This window comes from Methylobacterium sp. Leaf456 (assembly GCF_001425465.1).
Taxonomy (GTDB): domain Bacteria; phylum Pseudomonadota; class Alphaproteobacteria; order Rhizobiales; family Beijerinckiaceae; genus Methylobacterium.
The window spans coordinates 67720-87816 of record NZ_LMQV01000007.1 but is presented as its reverse complement, the minus strand read 5'-3'; the positions used below and the strand labels follow the sequence as shown (position 1 = coordinate 87816).

The following is a 20097-nucleotide window of genomic DNA, read 5'->3' as shown; positions in this document are numbered from 1 at the left end:
TCCTGTCTGTTGCGCGTTGTGAGAGGCGAGACCGACGAGTGGTGGGACGGCTTTAGAACGGGACCGCAGAGCCGAGAAGCATGGTGCCGGCGGCCAGTCATGGCCGGACGTCGATCAGGCCCGTCCAGGCCTCGGCCAGAATCCGCTTGCGGCGGTCGGCGCGGTCGGGAGCGGCGTCGCAAATCCGGCGCAACACCGCCTCCAACCCCTCGCACCCGCCCGCCGCGACGGCTTCCTCGCCTTTCCGACGGATCGCCGCCCGATAGGCCTTGGTGGCCGGCCCCGCAGGCAGCGTCTCGACGGCCGCGACGAGCGAGAGAAGCGCCGTCACGGCGGCCTCGATCGCGGCGCTTTGCTCAGGCTCGGCCGCGGGCGCTGCACGCGGGGGCTGCGGTTCGGCCAGATGGCCGGTGGTGCGGGAACGCTTCATCGCAGGGTCTCCGGCCAACATCACGCGGTCTCAGCCGAAACCCTGCATCGCGAGGCGCTTCCGCCGCTCCTCCAGTGCGAGCCGCCGGTCTACTCGTTCTCGGCCTCGCCCTCGGGCTTGGCGGCGACCGGCGGCTTGCTCGGCCGCGGTGCGTTGCGGCGCTTTTCCGGCGGCTTCTCAATCGTCGGCGTCTTGGCCACGGCGCGCTTCGCCCGCTCGTTGAAGTCGGCCATGGACATGGTCGCCGAGCGACCGGTCGAATTGGATCCTGCCATGTTGGGCCTCTGCTGCGCTGCCCAAGGCACGGGATGATGCAGTGGGATTGTTCGTCGTGTGCGCGTGCCGGCCGCACCCTTGGCTGCCGGCACGAACGATCGTCTAGCCGACCTTGAGGTTCTCGGCCGAGGCTTTGCCACGGCGTTGATCGACCACCACCTCATACGAGATCTTCTGGCCGTCCGCGAGGTCGCGGAGGCCCGCCTTCTCGACCGCGGAGATGTGCACGAACACGTCCTGGCCGCCATCGTCGGGCTGGATGAAGCCGAAGCCCTTGGTCCCGTTGAACCACTTCACCGTACCGGTTGCCATAGGCGTCTCTCCCTTGCCGGATGTACGCTCTACCCGATCCGGTGGCGAGCCGTCTCCTGAACAATTTTCTCCCGCAAGCGCGTAGCCGAGCCTGCACCTCCATAGGGCGGCCTCTCTCTCGCGGGATCGATCGCGCAGCGCGTGCGGCTCGTCCCCGGTGATGACGCTCCGAAGCCGATCCGCGTGCGCCGGTTGCGGATAGACCAGGGATGCCACTTCGCCGAACGCGGTCCAGACCGGAAGCGAGCCCTCGCGCACGAACATGGTGACGGCCTCGACAGCCTCCCACCGATCGAGGTCGTCGGGGCTTCGGGTCGCTCGACACACGATACGGGCGCGCAGAAACGGATCTTCGGCTGTCGGCGCGGTCTCGAGGGACAGGATCACGCCTGACCGGTCAGGCCTCAATGCGTCCGGCAGCACACCGATCTTGCGCCAGAGACAGAACCATCCGGCGCAGGCCCCCGGTCTGATACTGTGAATGCCGCAGGACATGCCGGTGTTGTGCTTGCACTCGACGCCAGCCGGTTTGGCAAGAGCCTGAACCGCAAAAGCTTGGCAGCACGCTGTACAAGAACCACAGACGCGATCCGGAACGAGGTGCTGCGCCATACGTCAGTTTCGAGCGTCCAGCTCGTGGTCTACCGTGGCCGCCTCGCCCGCTGCCTCAACCTCAGGTCGCTGTGAATTATGGATGGGGGGAAACAGCTCGGCCAGCCCACCCGCAACGCCGTGCAGAACGGCGTCGTAGTCCGAGCCGAGGTCGTGAGGATGGAAAGCCGGGGTGGTGGTGAAGGCGACGGGCATGACTTCGGGCGTAGCCTTCAGGGAAGCGAGGAGGCAGCCACTCAGCGCCGCTTGGTGTTCGTCAACGCGGACGACCGTGTCCGGTTCAGGCAGATCCTCTTTTACCGCAGCCGTCGGATCGGCATCCCCCGGCGCCGGCAGGGATGCACCGTCAGAGTTCGTTGACTTTGTTGGCTGGGCGCGGAAACGAAGTCGCTGTCGGGCCCGTCTATCGGCGGCGGCAGACCTGCGGGAGATGGTCAACGGCTGCCTGTATCTGGAGAAGATCGGCTGTCCCCGGCGCTACCTGCCGACCGACTTCGGTCGCTGGAACGCACCTGCCGCCGAAGCCGTTCGGGATCGACCGACTGGCGGAGAAGCAGCGCGTCGCCTCGACGGTTGACGGATCCGGTGGCCGGGACGAACGCCATGAAGCCCGAAGACGGGAGTGGACTTGAGCTATCTACCCATCGTCCTGAAGGCGTTCGCGGCGATGCTGATCGCGGCGAGCTTGCTTCCCCTCGTCCCGACGAACTTCGGCTTCGTCCGCACATTCGATTTCCCACGACTCCAGTTCGCGATCGCGCTGCTCGCCTGCATCGTCGGGCTCCTGTCGCTCGAACGTGATGCAGGCGCGCTGATCCTAGCCTCAGCGATGGCGGGCGCCCTTGTCATGCAGGCGAGCCATATCCTGCCGTTCACCCCGATCTGGGCCACCCAGGCGAAGGCCGCGCGATCGTGCGATCCCGGCGAACGGATGAGCCTTCTCGTCCTCAACGTCCTCCAGTCGAACCGGGACTACGGCGCAGCCCTGGACCTCGTCGCTTCGAGGTCACCCGACCTCGTTCTCCTGCTGGAGACGGACGAGGGCTGGCAAGAGGCGATGGCTCCCTTGCGGGACCGATACCCCGAACGGGTCGAGCAGCCGCAGGACAACACCTACGGCCTCCTGTTCTACTCACGCTTCCCGCTCCGCGATCCCACGGTCCGATACCTGCTGCAGGAGGATGTTCCCTCGCTCCGCACGGCGATCGTCCTGCCCGATGGCGAGCCCGTAACCTTCCACGGCTTGCATCCGCGTCCGCCCCATCCCGGGCACAGCAGCGCGCCGCGGGACGCCGAGCTCGTGATGGTCGCGCGCGAGGTCGCCGAGACGAGGGGGCCGACGATCGTGGCGGGCGACCTGAACGACGTGGCTTGGTCGCGTACGAACGCGCTTTTCCAGAACATCAGCGGGTTGCTCGATCCCCGTCAGGGACGCGGTCTGTTCTCCACCTTCCACGCGCGGTATCCGTTCGCGCGCTGGCCCCTCGACCACGTGTTCTACAGCGAACATTTCCTGCTCAGCGGAATGGAGCGCCTGGGCGACGTGGGATCCGACCATTTCCCGATCTGGGTCGAACTGTGTCGGGCTCCGCATGCCCCGGCCAAGCAGGAGACACCCGAGGCGACGGCAGAGGATCATCGCGACGCCCAGCAGGCGATCGAGGCGGCACGATGACAACTGTGGGCAGCAGCTTTGACCTTGCCGATGGCGGCTCAAAAGGAGGATGGCTGTTACAACGCCGCATGTGTCGGCGACAGCCGGAAGAAACATGACCCGCCCCCTGACATCACGGTGTTTTCGCCTCGATCAAGTCATTGCCCGCAAATATTGTCACTGATTTTTATCGCCCTTATGTCGAACGCGCGGCGCCACATCGCTGGATCCGCTACCTCGGCATGATATCACAGCCGCCTGGATCTACGGTTTTACATTCATGGCAGCTGTAGAAATTCAAGCGGCCATATTTTCAGCTTCGCCCCAAGCTCCCTCCTGTGGCGCAAAACGGCACATTTCCTTCATACGGGTCGAAACCGAAGCGGACTTGTTGCATCAGGCCTCAATTCGGGTGGATTGGCTTCCGAACGGAGCGTGAACGAGACTATTTTCTTCGCAAAGCCTGTCCGGGCACACCAATACAGCTCTTACGCATGGATGGTGTCGCAGAGGGGGGCACCATTTGTGCACCGATCGGCGCCGAAGCAGTACCCGCCTCTGTAGGCTATAAGACAAAGTCTTTTAAGCGCTTGGACACGAGCGGCCGGTGAGTTCGCTTTGGAGGCAGATCCACAGATGACGGGCCATTACGGTCGACAGGCAAGCTCGCCGCCGCGGAATGCGTCAGGGACTGCTTGAACCGTCGTGTCCGAGCGAGACGAAATCCAGGGCGCCATGCTCGCGAACACAGCCCGGATGCATCAGACGTCCATAGCGTCGGCCCCGGGGCTTCATCGGTCGGTGCGCCGGGCGAACTCGGCGAAGCGGTCGCGCCAGTCCGGGTGCCAGCGCGAGAGCGCCGGGCGGTTCTCGATGATGTCGCCCGCCGCCCAGGCGATGCGGCGCTCGTCCTGCGCGCGGGTGGTCTCGCCGTCGGGGCAGAGGATGTAGAAGTCGCCCGCCTCCAGCCGCTCCAGCAGGAACGCCACCGTCTCCTCCGGCGTCCAGGCGCCGTCCGGCTTCTCCGTCATGCCGCGGGCCTTGGCGAGCCCGGTATAGACGAAGCCGGGGATGAACAGGTGGGCGGTTACCGGCGCGCCGCTCTCGCGCAGTTCGTGCGCCAGCGCTTCGGTCGCGGCCTTCACGCCCGCCTTCGACACGTTGTAGGGCGCGTTGCCCGGCGGCGTCGTGATGCCCTGCTTCGAGCCGGTGACGATGACGGCGCCCGGCTCCCCGCCCGCGACGAGGCGGGGGGCGAAAAGGCGGATGCCGTGGATCACGCCCCACAGGTTGGTGTCGAGGATGCGCCGCCACGTCGCCTCGTCGGAGAAGAGGCGCCCGCCCGCCTCGATGCCGGCGTTCAGCATCACAATGGCCGGCGGGCCGTCCTGCGCGGCCACCTCGGCCAGAGCCTCCATGGCGGCGCCGTCGCCGACATCGGTCGGGACCGCTCTCACCGCGGCACCCGTCGCTTCGAGATCGGACGCGGCGCGCTCCAATGCCTCGCCGGGCAGGTCGGCGAGGACGACGCGCAGGCCGCGGGCCGCGAAGGCCTGCGCCGCGGCCAACCCGATCCCGCTCGCCGCGCCGGTGACGACGGCGGTGCGCCCCGCGGTGAAGGGTGTGGCGCGGTTCGGCTCTGCCATGATGGGGTTCCTCGAGAAGCGATGGTCGGCGGGTCGGCAAGGGCCCCGCTGCGGATGCGTAACGCCCAATCGCCGGGCCAGCCCGGCGTTCCCTAGAGCATCGTCCTGGATATCGGATCCAGGACGATGCTCTCTATCCTTGTGCCGCATCGTCTTTTTCCGAAAGCCGGAAACCACCTTTCGGGACAATGCTCTAAGCCGCGGATGACTGGACCTCGCACCGGATCAAATCTGCGTCGGACATGACGCGGCGGCGAACGTCAAATTTTCGCGTGTGCGCAACTCGGAAGCGGACAAGTCGTTGACGCCCGACATTCGGAGGTTCGAGATGCGGAAGTTGTTCGGCGCGGCGTTGCTGGTTCTCGGAGCGGGCTGTGGTGGGGCGTTCGCGCAGGCGACGGCGCCGGCGGAGCCGCGGGCAGTGCCCGAGGCCGCCCGCCCGGTCGAGGCCCCTGCCGCGGCCGTGCGGCCGGGGGAGACGGCGCCGGCCCGGCCCCTGAACGATCCGAACCGCACCGGCGACGACAAGATCAACGGCCTCGACGTGCCGCAGATGAAGGGCGAACCGCCGACCCCGCGCTGATCGCTCAGCGCTTGGCGAGCGGGACGACGTGGAGGCGGAAGGGGAGGGTGGGTTTGATGCCCTTCTTGGCCGCATCCAGCACGAGGGGAAGCTGCCCCTCGCTGACATAGGCCGTGTCGCCCACCTGGGCGACACCGGTCGCCCCGCCGCCGATGCCGTCGCGCAGGGTCTCGATCCGCGCCGCGTCGCCCTCGATCGTCACCCGGTCGAGGCTGCCGCCGCCTTCCGCGAGCAGGAACGAGCCGTCCGCCGTCAGCCGCATCCCGTCCGCCTGGACCAGCGGCCGTGACGTGGTCAGCCGCGTGATCGGGCCCGCCGCCCCGTCCTTCAGCGTGACGCGGAACAGCTCGCCCTTGGCGAAGGTGTTGACGTAGAGCTGCCCGTCGGCGCCGAAGGCGATGCCGTCGAGGCCCGCGCCCTTGCCCGGATCGAAGACCCGATCGGTGCTCCACACCTCCAGGGCCTGCGCGCCCGGCTTGAGCTTCAGGATCTGAGGGCTCAACGTGCTGGTGACGTAGACCGCGCCGTCCGGCCCGATCGCCATGTCGTTGCAGATGGTCGGGCCGTCGCCCGGCAGCGGGGCGCTCAAGCGGCCCTCGCCGGTCTTGAGGTCGAAGGCCTTGAGCGCGCTGCCCTTGGCGTCGCCGGGGCCGGGGATGCCGAGGAAGCTCAGGTCGTTCGAGCAGAGCCAGAGGGTGTTGGTCCTGGGGTCCGGCAGCAGGCCGAAGGTCGAGCGGGTGCCGAAGGCGCCGGGCTTGATCCAGACCTCGCCCTTGTCGGCACCGGGGGCCACGCGGATCACGCCGCCCTCGACGAAGCTGCTGACATAGAGCGTGCCGTCGGGGCCCGCCGCCACGTTCTCGGGGTAGGTGGCCTCGCCCGGCAGGGTCACGGTATCCGGGGCGGCTTGCGCGGCGCCGGCCGACAGGAGGAGCGCACCCGTGAGGAGCGCGGCGCGGACCGTTCCGCGTCGGAGCCCGATCAGGCTGCCGATCGCGGTCTTGGCTCCCGCTTCACCGACGTGTCGCATCTGTGATTGCCTCCCTGTGGTTGGTCGAACCGCCCTCGGCGCATGCGGCCGGGCAGGCGCGGGCACGCCTCCGGCCGACCGGTCGCGGTCGCTCCCTAAGCCGGCCGAGTACGGCGGGGATGACGGTCATCCATGCTCAAAAAAATCGAGCGCTCGCTCGACATATCGGCCCGACCGAGGCAAGGCAACGGCCGGACCGCGGATTCGGCGCGATGGGTCGGGGGCCGGACGGGCTCTCGACACCGGGGTATCCGGCGGCGGTCGCGAGGCGGCGGACGGCGGCGAGCACGGCGAGGAGATGGCGATGGCGCGTACGATCGACCTCAACGACGATCCGTCCTCCTGCGCGGCCTGGATCGCCCGCTTCCTCCTGGCGCGCGGGATCGACCGCATCTTCGGCCTCCAGGGCGGGCACATCCAGCCGATCTGGGACCACGCCGCCCGGCTCGGCCTGCGCATCGTCGACGTGCGCGACGAGAAGGCCGCCGTCCACATGGCGCATGCCCATGCCGAGCTGACCGGCACCCTCGGCGTCGCGATGGTCACGGCGGGGCCGGGCGTCACCAACACCGTCACGGCGATCGCCAACGCCTCGCTCGCCCGCGCGCCCGTTCTGCTGATCGGCGGCTGCCCGCCCCGGCCGCAGGTGAACATGGGTCCGCTCCAGGACATCCCGCACGTGGCGATCCTGCAGCCCGTCACCCGCACGGCCCGCACCGCGCGCGTGCCCGAACAGGTGCTGCGCGAACTCGACGAGGCCGTGGCCCGTGCCACCGGCGACCTCGGCGAGCCGGGTCCGGTCTACGTCGAGATCCCGACCGACGTGCTGCGCGAGAGCCTCGCCGCCGGCCTCGTCCTCGACGACTGGATGCGCCCCAAGCCCCCCCGCCGCCTCGCGCCCGATTCCGCCCTCGTCGAGGCGGCGGTCGCGGCCCTGTGGTCGGCCGAGCGCCCCCTCGTCATCGCCGGGCGCGGCGCACGCGGCTGCGGCGAAAAGCTCTCCGCCCTGCTGGAGGCCTGCGGCGGCGTCTACCTCGACACGCAGGAGAGCCGCGGCCTGATCGATGCCGATCACCCCGCCTTCGTCGGCGCGGCGCGCGCCGCCGCCATGGCGGAGGCCGACCTCGTGGTCACGGTCGGGCGCAAGCTCGACTACCAGCTCGGCTACGGCTCGCCCGCCGTGTTTCCGCGGGCGCGCTTCCTGCGCATCGCCGACAATGCGGGCGAACTCCTCGACAACCGCCGCGGCGACCCGGAGCTGCTCGCGAGCCCCGATCTCGCGCTCGCGGCGATCACGGCCGCGGCGGGCAACCGGGCGCCGGCCACCGACCGCGCCTGGGCCGGGCGCCTGCGCGAGCGGCATCGGGCGCGGATGGCCGACACGCCGGTGCCGGCGACGGGGCCGGACGGGCGCATCCACCCCCTGCGCATCTTCGAGGCCCTGCGGGCGGTGGCGGCGCCCGACCATATCGGCATCGCCGACGGCGGCGATCTCCTGAGCTTCGCCCGGATCGGCCTGACGAGCCGGACCTACATGGATTCGGGCGCCTTCGGCTGTCTCGGCGTCGGCGTGCCCTTCGCCATCGCCGCCGCGCTCGCTTTTCCCGACCGGCAAGTGATCGCGGTCAACGGCGACGGCTCGTTCGGCTTCAACGCCATGGAGATCGACACGGCGGTGCGCCACGGGGCCAAGGCGGTGTTCGTCGTCTCGAACAACGCCGCCTGGAACATCGAGCGCTACGACCAGGAGACCAATTACGGCGGGCGCGTCGTCGGCACGACCCTGCGCCACTCGGACTACGCGGCCCTGGCCCGGGCGCTCGGCGCGCATGGCGAGCGGGTCGAAGATCCGGCCGAGCTGCCCGCCGCCCTGGAGCGGGCGCTGGCGAACGCGCCGGCCGTCGTGGATGTCGTCACCTCGCAACAGGCGGTGTCGTCGGACGCCAACAAGGGGCTCGGCTTCGTGCCGAGCTATCAGGCGCTCACCGCCTGGGACGAGGCCGAGCAGCGCCGCCGCGACGCGTGAGCCGCCGCACGAAAGGCCGCGGCTGAGGAAGACCGCGAGAAGGATCGAAGAGGGACCATGACGGTGACGGACCAAGCGACCGGCGGCGCCACGCAACCGGCCGAGCTGCGGCGACAGGGGCGCGTCGGCGTGATCACGCTGAACGCGGCCCCGGTGAACGCGCTGGGCGCGCGCTTACGCGCGGCGATCCGGGCGCGGATCGAGGAGGCGGAAGCCGATCCCGAAATCGGCGCCGTCGTGCTCACCGGCGCGGGCCGGCTGTTCAGCGCGGGCGCCGACATCGCCGAGTTCGACGGCGCGGCCGACGGCCCGGACCTCGGCGAACTGATCGACCGGGTCGAGGACACGGAGAAGCCGGTCGTCGCGGCGATCCACGGTCAGGCGCTCGGCGGGGGCCTGGAACTGGCGCTCGCCTGCCATCACCGCCTCGCGACCCCCTCAGCCAAGCTCGGCCTGCCCGAAGTCAAGCTCGGCCTCGTGCCGGGCGCGGGCGGCACGCAGCGCCTGCCCCGCCTCGTCGGCCCGCGCATCGCGGCGGAGATGATCGTGACCGGCAAGACCGTCGGCGCGAAGGCGGCCCAGGCCGCCGGCCTGCTCGACGCCGTGACCGCCGAGGACGGGTTGATCGCCGACGCGGTCACCTTCGCCGAGGCGCTGCTCGCCGAGGGCAAGCCGATCCGGCGCACGCGCGAGCGCGACGAGCGGTTACTTGAGGCCCGCGACGAGTCTGGCCTGTTCGACGCGGTTCGGGCCGACAATGCAAAGCTGTTCCGCGGCTTTGAGGCGCCGCAGGCCTGCCTCGACTGCGTGCGGGCGGCGACCGATCTGCCGTTCGCGGAAGGCCTCGCCTTCGAGCGCGACACCTTCCGCCGGCTGATGCGCGGGGCGCAGTCGATCGCGCAACGCCACGTCTTCTTCGCCGAGCGCGAGGTCGCCCGCATCCCCGACCTGCCTGCCGACACCCCGACCCGGCCGATCCACCGCGTCGGCATCGTCGGCGCCGGGCTGATGGGCGGCGGCATCGCGATGAATTTCCTCAACGCCGGCATCCCCGTCACGATCGTCGAGGCGGCACCGGAGGCTTTGGAGCGGGGCCTCGGCCTCATCCGCAAGAACTACGAGGCGAGCGCCAAGAAGGGCCGGCTTCGCCCCGAGGATGTGACGACCCGCATGGCGCTCCTGACCGACAGCCTCGACTTCGAGGCTCTGGCCGCGTGCGACCTCGTCATCGAGGCGGTCTACGAGAATAGGGACCTCAAGCGCTCGATCTTCGAGCGGCTCGACCGGATCGCCAAGCCCGGTGCGATTCTCGCCACCAACACCTCGTTCCTCGACGTCGATGCCATCGCCGCGGTGACCAGCCGCCCGCAGGACGTGATCGGCCTGCACTTCTTCTCGCCCGCCAACGTGATGCGCCTGCTCGAAGTCGTGCGTGCGGAGAAGACGGCGCCGGACGTGGTCGCCACCGCGATGCGGCTCGCCCGCACCATCGGCAAGATCGCCGTGCAGGTCGGCGTCTGCTTCGGCTTCGTCGGCAACCGCCTGCTCGACCAGCGCCAGCGCGAGGCCGACCGGCTGATTCTCGATGGGGCGCTGCCGCGCGACGTGGACCGGGTGCTCCAGGGCTTCGGCCTGCCGATCGGCCCGTTCGCGATGATGGACCTCGTCGGGCTCGATCTCGGCTGGTCGCGGGAAGCCTCGAAAGGCGAGAGCGTGCGCGACATCCTGTGCGAGCGGGACCGGCGCGGGCAGAAGACGGGTGCCGGCTTCTACGATTACGACGAGAGCCGGCGGGCGACGCCCTCGGAAGAGGCCGAGGCGATCATCCGCGAGGTCGCGCAGCGCCGCGGCATCACCCAGCGCACAGTGTCCGATCAGGAAATCCTGGAGCGCTGTCTCTATCCGATGGTCAACGAGGGCGCCAAGATCCTGGCCGAGGGCAAGGCGTGGCGTGCCTCCGACATCGACGTGGTCTGGATCAACGGCTTCGGCTGGCCGGTCTATACCGGCGGGCCGATGCACTGGGGCGATGCGGTCGGCCTCCCGACCATCGTCGAGAGCCTGCGCCGCCTGGAGGCGGAGCACGGCCCGGATTTCAAGCCCACACCGCTGCTGGAGCGCCTCGCCGCCGAGGGCAAGAGCTTTTCGGAGTTCGACCGGGAGCGGAGTGCCAAGCGGGGCTGACATCCTTTCCTACTGATCGCGGCCGATGCCGCGCATCCCCTCTCCCCGCCCGGCGGGGAGAGGGGGAGCGGCTGCTCTCGATGCGGTCACTCGGACAGCTCAAAGCCCGCGGTTGCCGAGCCAGTCGATCAGCACCCGCGCCCCCGCCGCGCTCCTGTGGCCGAGCATCGGGCAATGGCCGGCGCCGGCGATCCGTTCGAGGGTGCCGCCGTGGTAGAGCGCGGTGCGGGAGGCGGCGGCGGTGTCGACGAGGCGGTCGTCCGAGCCGTGCAGGACGAGCGTCGGCAAGCCGAGAGTCCAGGCCGGCAGGACCGGCAGCGGCACGTAGGCCTGGGCGAGGCTGGCGAAGGAGCCGAGGCACAGCGGCAGGACCATGTCCGTACCGATCCGCGCCGCGTAGGCGGCCGCGGCGGCGGGCTCGACGCCGGCGCCGAACATCGCGTCGCGATGGCCGACATCCGGCAGCCGGCCAGGGCTACCCGCCAGCGCCTCCAGCCACAGCGACAGGCCGAGTTGCGGCCCGACCAGCGCCAGCCCCTCCGGCGGCAGCGAGCCGACGAGGACGAGCCCGCGCAGCCGCACCTGTCCGAACGCGACCGCGGCGAGCAGATGCTGGGCGATCAGCCCGCCGATCGAGTGGGCGACGAGGACCGGCGGGGCCGGCATCGCCCGGATTGCCCGGATCAGATCCTCGGCGAAATCGTGCAGGCCGGTCCAGGGGAGCGCCGCGCGGCCCTCGCTGTGGCCGTGGCCGCGCAGGCTCAACGCCGCGGCGAAGCGGCCGGATGCGCTGAGCGCGGGCATCCAGCTCTCCTGCCAGCACCACGCTCCGGTGAAGGCGCCGTGCAGCAGCAGCACCGGGGCACCGCCCGAGGGGCGTTCCGGGCCGAGCGTCAAAAATTCCAGGGACGGCCCGAACGGGCGGTCCAGCCGGCCGGCGACGGGCCGGGTGGACCGCGCCGGGAGGCCGGCGGCTTCGATCTCGAACATGATTGCGACGCTCAAGCTGCCGGGCCGAGCCAGTCGACGACGATCCCGACCTGATCCGCGTCGAGGAGTGCGGGGGCGTGGCCGCAGCCGGGGATCGTCACGAGGCGGGCGCGCGGGCCGCGGCGGGTCATCTCCTGGGCGGTCTCGGCCAGCAGCAGCTCCGACGACTCGCCCCGCAGGAGCAGGACGGGGCAGGGGATCGCGTCCCACATCTCCCAGAGCGTGACGTCGTAGACCCGGCCGGGGCGAAACGCGTTGCCGATGCCCGGATCGTAATGCGGGCGGTACCCCCCGCTGCCGTCGGGCACGATGCTGTGCTCGGTGAGGTGGCGCCATTGCGGCTCGGTCAGCGGCCCGAACGGCGCGTGGATGCGGGTGAGCCGCGCCTGCGCCTCGTCCAGGCTGGCGTAGCGCGGGGGCGCCTCCAACAGGTTGTTGCCGATGGCGCGCACCGGCGCGTGCGGCAGGAACGGCCCGATATCGTTGACGACGAGGCGGCGGATCGGCGAGCCCTCGGCGGCGGCGAGCGCCATGCCGATCATCCCCCCCATGGAGGTGCCGACCCAATCGACCGTCTCGACGCCGAGATGGGCGATCAGGAGCGCCATGTCACTCGCGTATTGCGGCAGCCCGTAGGCCTCCGGGTCCTTGAGCCAGCCGCTATGGCCGCGCCCGACCACGTCCGGGCAGACGACGCGGTAGCCTTGTGCGGCCAGGGCCGCCGCCAGCACGTCGAAATCGCGCGCCTGCCGGGTGAGGCCGTGGACGCAGACGACGACGCGCTCGGCGTCCGGCTCGCCCCACTCGACGTAGGAAATGTCGTGGAAGCGGCCCTGGCACAGGCCGCGGGTGCTCTTGCGGCGGAAGCTCTTGTCGATTGCCGAGGTGCCGCTCCCCTGTGCGAAGGCTTGGGCCCAAGGTGAGGTCCAGGGGGCGCGCCACGGCACCGCTTCGCTGTTCGACAGCGCCCCGCCCGCGACGCGGTGGAGATCGGCGATCTGCTGGTTTGAGCGCTGCGACTGGTCGCGCAGGTAGGCCGCCTGGATCGCGAGGAACTCGCTCGGGTTCGAGGCCCTGAGCAACTGCTCGGCGCAATCGAAGCCCGCCTTCAGGTTGGTGTCGGAGGCGACCAGCATCTGCCGGGTGAGGTCGCGCAGGCCGCTCCAGCCGCGGTCGGTCCCGCCCATCGCCGCCGGGCCGACGCTCGTGCGGCCGACCGAGGATTCGAGGACCTGCGCCGCGCTCTCGGCGGCCTCGGCCATCCAGCGATAGGCCGATCGGGTCGCCTGGAGCTGTTGCAACGCGACCCGGCCCGCGAAGGTGGTTCTTTTGCTGATCTCGGGCTCGTGGCCTGCCGCCGTCATTCTGATCCTGCCGAGAGCACCGTGAGCCCATGCCGCGTTGGGCAGGGCTGCGGCGTGAGGTCGTCGCACGCGTCTCGAAAAAAAATCGAGCGAGCGCTCGCTTTTTGTTTAGCGCCGGTCTATCGTCCTGACAACGGGAGACGCCCATCGATGCCCGAGAACGGCACGATATTGCAGGAGGACGGCACGCGCTCGAAGCGAGCGGTCGGCTCGTGCCGTGTCGCCGGGCGCGTCCGGGAGTTGGCGTCAGCGCAGGCGGCGCGTGAGGGAGCGATTGCGGCTCTCATCCTTCGCGGCGCGGCGCAGATCCTCGATCTTCGAGACGAACTTTGCCGAGGCGCGGCGGATGTGCTGACGACCGAGCCGTTCGGCGGTCTCCGGGTCGTTGCCGACGATGGCGTCGAGGATGGCCACGTGCTCGTCCCAGACCAAGCTGTCCACGCCGCGATCGACCCGCAGCACCTCGCCCATGATCCGGCGCATGTGGTGCCAGTAGGGCCGGGTCGCCTCCTCGATCGCCCGGTTCTGCGACAGGGCGTTGACGAACTGGTGGAAGGCGATGTCCTCGGAGATCTGCGCGCCGACGGCGCCCTCGGCCACCGCGGCGCGACCGCGGCGGATGATCTCGAGGCCCGCCGCCGCCTCGCGGGGCGAGCGCTCCGCGGCGAGCCGGCAGGCGAGGCCGTCGAGGACCTCCCGGATCTCGTAGGCGCTGCGCACGAATTCGACGTCGAGTTCGGCCACGACGACCCCGCGCTTGGGCGCGTCGGCGACGAAGCCGCGGTCGCGCAGCAGGGCGAGCGCCTGCTGCACCGGCTGACGCGAGACGTCGTAGGCGGCGGCCAACTCGTCCTGGATGAGGCGGGTGTTGGCCGGCAACGTGCCGTCGCAGATCTCGGACAGAATCCGATCGCAGATCTGCCCGACCAGCGTCGGCACGAATGTCACGCTTGGCATCGAACCCGGTCCGGTCATCCTGCTGTATCGTTCGATGCGCTATCCGATCCGCTTGCAGGAAAGTTCGAATTCGGTATACGATTTTCGAATTCGAACCGTGCGGTCCAGAGCATGCGCTCATGCTGTCCCTTCATCAGCACTGGCCGCGCGGCAGGCAAGTCCCCCTTTTTCGGCAAGGCCTCGGGCCGGTCCGCTCGGTCCGCCGCAAGACAGCGGCCGGCGGTCGCGGAATGTTCGCTCGTCCCCATACGCATGAATACAGAGCGGCGTCCGCTCAGGGAACGGCGACCGCGCTGAACAGTCTTGATCGCACCGGCCCCGCACGAGGGCCCGGCGGTCGAAAAGTCGAACATCGACTGGGAGGAACCATTGAACGCACCCTTGGCGAACTATATCGGCGGTAAGCTGATCGACAGCCCGTCGCTCGATAGGCTTCCGGTGCTCAATCCTTCGACCGGCCGCGTCATCTCGGAGATGCCGGTCTCGAAGAGCGATGCCGTCGACGAGGCCGTTGCCGCCGCGCGCAAGGCGCAGGTTTCCTGGGGACGGCGCCCGGCGATCCAGCGCGCCAACCTGCTGCGCGCGATCTCGGCCCGCATCCGCGAGCGCGGCGAGCCGATCGCCCGCCTGATCTCGGAGGAGCAGGGCAAGCTTCTCGGCCTCGCCAAGGTCGAGGTCGCGTTCGCGGCCGACTATCTCGACTACATGGCCGAGTGGGCCCGCCGCATCGAGGGCGAGATCATCGAGAGCGACCGTCCGGGCGAGAACATCTTCCTGTTCCGCAAGCCGGTCGGCGTCGTCGGCGCGATCCTGCCGTGGAATTTTCCGTTCTTCCTGATCGTGCGCAAGCTCGGGCCGGCGCTCGTGACCGGCAATTCCATCGTCATCAAGCCGAGCGAGGAGACCCCGCTCAACGCCGCGGCGTTCGTCCAGCTGCTCGACGGGCTCGACATCCCCGAGGGCCTGATCAACTTCGTCTACGGCACCGGCGCGTGCGTCGGCGAGGCGATCTGCGCCCACCCGCATGTCGATCTGATCAGCTTCACCGGCAGCGCCGCCACCGGCTCGCGCATCATGGCGACGGCGGCGCGCAACATCACCAAGGTCAACCTCGAACTCGGCGGCAAGGCCCCGGCGATCGTCCTCAAGGATGCCGACCTCGACAAGGCCGCCAAGGCCGTCGCCGCCTCGCGCTGCCTGAACAGCGGGCAGGTCTGCAACGCGGCCGAGCGGGTCTACGTCGAGCGGCCCGTCGCCGAGGACTTCGCCGCCCGCGTCACCGCGGAGATGAAGCGGATGCGCGTCGGCGACCCGCTCGGCGCCTCCGAGATCGACATGGGGCCGATGATCAACCGCTCCGGCGTCGAGAAGGTGGACGAGCTGGTCCGCTCGGCGCTCGATAGCGGCGCCACCGTGACGACCGGCGGCAAGGGCCGCTCCGACGAGGGCACCTATTACGAGCCCACCGTCCTCACCGGCTGCCGCCAGGACATGGACGTGATGCGCAAGGAGATTTTTGGTCCCGTGCTGCCGATCATGAGCGTCGACAGCCTTGAGGAAGCGATCGATCTGGCCAACGACACCGAATACGGCCTCACTTCGTCGATCTACACCGAGAGCCTGTCCGCAGCACTCAAGGCCAGCCGCGAACTCGGCTTCGGAGAGACCTATATCAACCGCGAAAACTTCGAGGCGATGCAGGGCTTCCACGCCGGCAACCGGAAATCCGGCATCGGCGGCGCCGACGGCAAGCATGGACTGTATGAGTACACGAGCACGCACGTCGTTTACATGCAAACTTGAGTCACGATCTCTGTGACTATTGCATAATTGCCACAGAAAGTTTGCGAAAACTGTGAAATATAACACAGGTGAACCAGATTAAGGGGGGCTCGTGTGAATAAAGTTGCAGCTTTCGCGGTCTCGGCGGCGGTGGGTCTGGGGGCGGTCGCCCTTCACTCCACCGCCGCGACGGCGGCCGACATCACCTTCGGCATTCTCGGCCCGCGCGAGTACGAGCTGCCGGTCAACTACAAGGACTTCTTCGCCTTCGTGCAGTATTCGGGCACGAACTCGACGTCGCAGTTCTTCGACAACAAGGGCAACCTGTCGAGCATGCCGCGGCAGAACCTCACGGTGGGCCTGAGCAAGTTCGTCTGGTTCACGACCCTCGATTCGCTGCCCGGCGTCGGCATCGCCCTCGAAGCGATCCTGCCGGAGGTCTATCTCGGCACTCGCGGGGCCAACGAGCGCTTCGGCTTCGGCGACACGATCTGGGGCGTCGCGACCTGGGTCAAGCCGACCGCGAACACCACGCTCGGCATCCAGACCTTCATCCAGGCGCCGATCGGCAACGACTACTTCACCAACAACTACTACGCGAACTACACCAGCATCCTGTTCGACGCGCAGAGCGAGAAGTTCAGCTTCACCGGCGATGTCGGCGGCGTGTTCCGCGGCGAGCAGCGCACGCCCGGCGCCCCCGTGGTCAATCCGGGCACGACGTTCCACACCAACCTGCGGCTGGGCTACAAGCTCGGCATCCCGAGCTTCCCGGTCGAGCCCTTCGCCGCGCTCGACTATCAGTACACGACCGGCAGCCGACTCGCGCTCAGCAACACCAACATCCTGAACAGCCAGAATCAGGATCTGGCGCTCGGTGCCGGTCTCGCCTTCCTCTACGACCCCAAGCAGTCGTTCACGATCCGCTATTCCCGCTCGGTCTACGGCGAGAACCTGCCGCCGACCAACGCAGTCTATCTCAAGTACGTCTACATACCTTGACTGTAAAAATTCCTTGCAAGATTGTCCTGAATTAGGATAGCAAGGACGCAATCGAAGTTCACGGACATCCCGAAAACGGATGTCCGGGCTCGGCGAAGCGGACGATACGATCCGCAAGGCCGGGCCTGCCGCGACGCGGTGGTTCGGACGACGCTCTGACGTCCCCCGCCCCCGCATCCGGTCAGCAGAGGAAACGCACAGGATGTCGGGTCAAGACAACGACAAGTTCATGATCGACCGCCGTGCCGCGCTGCTCGGCGTGGCCGGCTGCTGCCTCGCCGGCCCGGTCTGGGCCGGCCCGGAGGAGGACCTTCCGGCCAAGGGCGACACCCTCGTGTTCGACGACGGGCCGCTCGAAGGCAAACCCGTCACCCTCGACGCGATCAAGGTGGGCGAGCCGGCGCTGGCGATTGCCGTCGACACCGCCACCGGCACCAAGAAGACCGAGTCGCGCTTCGCCAAGATCGTCCTCGTGCGCCTCGCCGCCGAGGACATCGACGAGGACACCAAGCCCTACGCCGCCGACGACGTGCTGGCGCTCTCGGCGATCTGCACCCACCAGGGCTGCACCGCCAACGGCTGGAACCCGGAGAACAAGTCGCTGCTGTGCTTCTGCCACGGCTCCGAGTTCGTGCCGGGCGAGGGTGGGCGCGTCGAGAAGGGCCCGGCCCGCAAGCGCATCCCGATCCTGCCGCTCGCCAAGGGCGAGAAGGGCGAGGCGGTCGTCGCCAACAGCTTCCGCGGCAAGCCCGGCCCCGGCGCCTGACACGGATGTCGCGCCGGTCCGAACGGTCGGCGCGCCTCGCGATCTCGATGGGCACAAGAGACCCGGCGCCGCGCGTCGGGCGATCGGACAGTCATGTCCGGACCGGAGCACAGATCAACGACACCGATAAACCAAGAATACTTCAAGATACCGGGAGATCATCCATGTCGCAAACGTCACACCGTCCTCGATCCGGGCGCGCATTCGCGCGTCTCGCCGCCGCCCTGAGCCTGAGCTGCGTGACCGTCGTGTCGGCGCAGGCCGCCGAGGGCATCCAGAACTACAAGCCCGTCACCGACGAGCGCCTCGCCAACCCCGAGCCGGAGAACTGGCTGCAGTACCGCGGCAACTACGCCGGCTGGGGCTACAGCCCGCTCGACAAGATCACGCCCGAGAACGTCAAGCGCCTCGTGCCGGCCTGGACGCTGTCGACCGGCGTGATGGACGGCCACCAGTCGCCGCCCACCGTCAACAACGGCATCATGTTCATCTCGACGCCGCAGGCCCAGGTGCTCGCCGTCGATGCCCGCGACGGGCAGGTGCTGTGGCGCTACCAGAAGGACCTGCCGCCGGAGCTGTTCCAGCTTCACCCGACCAACCGCGGCGTCGGGCTGTACGGCGACAAGGTCTACGTCGCCACCACCGACGCCTGCGTCGTCGCGCTGGAGGCCAAGACCGGCAAGGCCGTCTGGACCAAGTGCGTCGCCAAGTGGAAGGACGGATACTACATGACCTTGTCGCCGCTCGTGGCGAAGGGCAAGATCGTCGTCGGCGTCTCCGGCGGCGAATTCGGCATCCGCGGCTTCATCACCGCGCTCGATTCCGAAACCGGCGCGGAAGCCTGGAAGACCTACACCGTCGCCGGCCCCGAGGATCCGGGCTTCGCCACCTGGAAGGGCGATTCGTGGAAGACCGGCGGCGCGCCGATCTGGATCCAGGGCAATTACGACGACAAGACCGAGACCGCCTATTTCGGCACCGGCAACGGCGGCCCGTGGATGCCCGACACCCGTCCCGGCGACAACCTCTACTCGACCTCGACCGTCGCGCTCGACATCAACACCGGCAAGATCAAGGGCCACCACCAGTACCACTACAACGACGCGTGGGACTGGGACGAGGTTTCGGCGCCGCTGCTGATCGACGTCAAGAAGGACGGCAAGACCATCCCGAGCCTGGTCCATGCCGGCCGCAACGGCTACCTCTGGACGCTGGAGCGGACCAAGGAAGGCCCGATCAACTTCGTCGATGCCAAGCCGTTCGTCTATCAGGACGTGTTCTCCGGCGTCGATCCGAAGACCGGGCGCCCGACCTACAAGGAGGACAAGGTTCCGCAGACCGGCAAGAAGGCCGAGTTCTGCCCGAGCCTGTGGGGCGGCAAGGACTGGCCGCCGGAGGCCTACAACCCGAAGACCGGCCTGCTCTACGTCCCGGCCAACGACAACCTCTGCGCCCAGATCGCGGGCGTGCCGGTCAAGGCGCGCAAGCCGGGTGAGCTCTACATCGGCGTACCGGTCGAGGAGATCCTGTCGAGCCTGCACATCCGCAAGGACGTCGATGTCAGCAAGCCGGTCAATATCGGCCAGCTCCAGGCCTGGGACATGAACACCGGCAAGAAGGTGTGGCAGCACGACTTCATGGACTCGGCCACCTGGGGGCCGGTCCTGACGACGGGCAGCGGCCTCGTCTTCACCGGCGGCACGAGCGACCGCAAGTTCCGCGCCTTCGACGGCAAAACCGGCAAGGTGGTGTGGGAGATGCGGCTGAACTCCGGCGTCATCGGCGTGCCCTCGTCCTACATGGTCGACGGCGTCCAGTACGTCGCGGTCCAGTCCGGCTGGGGCGTGGACGCCGACCGCATGCTCGGCGGCATCAACAACGCGCTGCCCGAGGATCGCCGGGTCCGCATGGCCCCGCAGGGCGGCGTCGTGTGGGTGTTCAAGGTGATGGATCAGGAGGTCTCGGCGAAATGAGCCGCGCCCGCCTCCTCCTCCTCGCGGCCCTGGCCGGCAGCGCGAGTGGCCTGACCATGGCCCCCCTGACGACCCTCCCGGCGCTCGCCGCGCCGGAGGCAACCTCGGACCGGGCGGCTCTGCCGTCCGATCCCGACGGGCTCGTCGCCTTCGTCACCAAGGCGCTCGACGACCACGACGAGGGCGCCTTCGAGCGGCTCGTGAACTGGGAGGGCGTGCGCCCGCCGCGCAAGCGGCTCACGCTCCACCAGATCCGGACCACCTTCGGGCGGCCGGTCAAGGCGATGACGGTCGAGGACTTCCCCGAGGACGGCCTCGCCGAGGCCGAGGCGCGGGGCACCTACAAGATCAACATGCCTGTGACGAAGCGCCTGCGCGTCGTCTTCGACGAGGAGGTGGGCCAGCCCGACGCCGAGTCGGCCAACGTCTTCCTCCTCGGCCAGAAGGACGGCGTCTACCGCATCGCCATCCTCAACTCCGTCGGCGCGCCCCGCGGCAAGTAGGGACACC

The 20097-nt window shown here is 68.9% G+C and carries 18 protein-coding genes and 1 pseudogene; 10 read left to right on the top strand and 9 right to left on the bottom strand.

Annotated elements, in window-relative coordinates:
- Nucleotides 1-97: 97 nt before the first annotated feature.
- The 4 genes from ASG52_RS08030 to ASG52_RS27645 form a co-directional block, all read right to left on the bottom strand.
- Nucleotides 98-430, bottom strand: a complete 333-nt coding sequence (locus ASG52_RS08030; RefSeq protein ID WP_056241418.1) for a hypothetical protein — start codon at nucleotides 428-430, stop codon at nucleotides 98-100.
- Between the two features lie 89 nt (nucleotides 431-519).
- Nucleotides 520-705, bottom strand: coding sequence for a hypothetical protein (locus ASG52_RS27000; RefSeq protein ID WP_156383845.1), 186 nt, complete (start codon nucleotides 703-705; stop codon nucleotides 520-522).
- 103 nt (nucleotides 706-808) lie between these two features.
- Nucleotides 809-1018 carry a cold-shock protein gene (locus ASG52_RS08025; RefSeq protein ID WP_056241414.1) on the bottom strand — a complete coding sequence of 70 codons (210 nt, stop codon included), beginning with the start codon at nucleotides 1016-1018 and terminating at the stop codon, nucleotides 809-811.
- Nucleotides 1019-1633: 615 nt separating this feature from the next.
- Nucleotides 1634-2068 carry a hypothetical protein gene (locus ASG52_RS27645; RefSeq protein ID WP_162249980.1) on the bottom strand — a complete coding sequence of 145 codons (435 nt, stop codon included), beginning with the start codon at nucleotides 2066-2068 and terminating at the stop codon, nucleotides 1634-1636.
- On the opposite strand from ASG52_RS27645, the pseudogene ASG52_RS26085 reads away from it, so the two are divergent.
- Both ASG52_RS26085 and ASG52_RS08015 read left to right on the top strand, forming a co-directional pair.
- Nucleotides 2043-2135: pseudogene (locus ASG52_RS26085) on the top strand (transposase); the annotation flags it as partial. The gene ASG52_RS27645 and the pseudogene ASG52_RS26085 overlap by 26 nt on opposite strands.
- 123 nt (nucleotides 2136-2258) lie before the next feature.
- The gene (locus tag ASG52_RS08015; RefSeq protein WP_082552440.1) at nucleotides 2259-3305 is read left to right on the top strand and encodes an endonuclease/exonuclease/phosphatase family protein; all 1047 of its coding nucleotides are present in this window, start codon (nucleotides 2259-2261) and stop codon (nucleotides 3303-3305) included.
- A 770-nt stretch (nucleotides 3306-4075) separates the two neighbouring features.
- Here the strand turns inward: ASG52_RS08015 and ASG52_RS08010 are convergent.
- Complete coding sequence (locus tag ASG52_RS08010) at nucleotides 4076-4930, bottom strand: SDR family NAD(P)-dependent oxidoreductase (RefSeq protein WP_056241409.1); 855 nt, start codon at nucleotides 4928-4930, stop codon at nucleotides 4076-4078.
- Between the two features lie 328 nt (nucleotides 4931-5258).
- Between ASG52_RS08010 and ASG52_RS08005 the strand changes: the two genes are divergently transcribed.
- Nucleotides 5259-5513, top strand: coding sequence for a hypothetical protein (locus ASG52_RS08005; protein ID WP_156383844.1), 255 nt, complete (start codon nucleotides 5259-5261; stop codon nucleotides 5511-5513).
- 4 nt (nucleotides 5514-5517) lie between these two features.
- Here ASG52_RS08005 and ASG52_RS08000 read toward each other — a convergent pair whose 3' ends face one another.
- Entirely contained in the window at nucleotides 5518-6543 is a 1026-nt protein-coding gene (locus ASG52_RS08000) for an SMP-30/gluconolactonase/LRE family protein (protein WP_286158980.1), read from the bottom strand.
- 304 nt (nucleotides 6544-6847) lie between these two features.
- On the opposite strand from ASG52_RS08000, the gene ASG52_RS07995 reads away from it, so the two are divergent.
- Both ASG52_RS07995 and ASG52_RS07990 read left to right on the top strand, forming a co-directional pair.
- On the top strand, nucleotides 6848-8569 hold the full coding sequence (locus tag ASG52_RS07995) for a 2-hydroxyacyl-CoA lyase (protein WP_056241404.1): 1722 nt from the start codon (nucleotides 6848-6850) through the stop codon (nucleotides 8567-8569).
- Nucleotides 8570-8626: 57 nt separating this feature from the next.
- Nucleotides 8627-10753 (top strand): 3-hydroxyacyl-CoA dehydrogenase NAD-binding domain-containing protein, encoded by a 2127-nt coding sequence (locus ASG52_RS07990; protein WP_056241402.1) that lies wholly within the window; start codon nucleotides 8627-8629, stop codon nucleotides 10751-10753.
- A gap of 99 nt (nucleotides 10754-10852) precedes the next feature.
- Here the strand turns inward: ASG52_RS07990 and ASG52_RS07985 are convergent, their stop codons facing one another.
- The 3 genes from ASG52_RS07985 to ASG52_RS07975 form a co-directional block, all read right to left on the bottom strand.
- The gene (locus ASG52_RS07985; protein WP_056241399.1) at nucleotides 10853-11743 is read right to left on the bottom strand and encodes an alpha/beta hydrolase; all 891 of its coding nucleotides are present in this window, start codon (nucleotides 11741-11743) and stop codon (nucleotides 10853-10855) included.
- Between the two features lie 11 nt (nucleotides 11744-11754).
- Entirely contained in the window at nucleotides 11755-13107 is a 1353-nt protein-coding gene (locus tag ASG52_RS07980; RefSeq protein WP_082552430.1) for an alpha/beta fold hydrolase, read from the bottom strand.
- Between the two features lie 246 nt (nucleotides 13108-13353).
- Nucleotides 13354-14064, bottom strand: a complete 711-nt coding sequence (locus ASG52_RS07975) for a GntR family transcriptional regulator (RefSeq protein WP_056241534.1) — start codon at nucleotides 14062-14064, stop codon at nucleotides 13354-13356.
- A gap of 369 nt (nucleotides 14065-14433) precedes the next feature.
- On the opposite strand from ASG52_RS07975, the gene aldA reads away from it, so the two are divergent.
- The 5 genes from aldA (at nucleotide 14434) to ASG52_RS07950 (ending at nucleotide 20090) form a co-directional block, all read left to right on the top strand.
- A complete protein-coding gene (gene aldA, locus ASG52_RS07970; protein WP_056241529.1) occupies nucleotides 14434-15867 on the top strand; it encodes an aldehyde dehydrogenase in 1434 nt (477 codons plus the stop codon).
- A 93-nt stretch (nucleotides 15868-15960) separates the two neighbouring features.
- Complete coding sequence (locus tag ASG52_RS07965) at nucleotides 15961-16848, top strand: transporter (protein WP_156383843.1); 888 nt, start codon at nucleotides 15961-15963, stop codon at nucleotides 16846-16848.
- Between the two features lie 202 nt (nucleotides 16849-17050).
- Nucleotides 17051-17614 (top strand): QcrA and Rieske domain-containing protein, encoded by a 564-nt coding sequence (locus tag ASG52_RS07960; RefSeq protein WP_056241395.1) that lies wholly within the window; start codon nucleotides 17051-17053, stop codon nucleotides 17612-17614.
- Between the two features lie 164 nt (nucleotides 17615-17778).
- Nucleotides 17779-19587, top strand: a complete 1809-nt coding sequence (locus ASG52_RS07955; protein ID WP_056241393.1) for a PQQ-dependent dehydrogenase, methanol/ethanol family — start codon at nucleotides 17779-17781, stop codon at nucleotides 19585-19587.
- Nucleotides 19584-20090 (top strand): hypothetical protein, encoded by a 507-nt coding sequence (locus ASG52_RS07950; protein WP_056241391.1) that lies wholly within the window; start codon nucleotides 19584-19586, stop codon nucleotides 20088-20090. Before ASG52_RS07955 ends, ASG52_RS07950 begins: the two co-directional genes overlap by 4 nt.
- The last annotated feature ends 7 nt before the right edge of the window (nucleotides 20091-20097 follow it).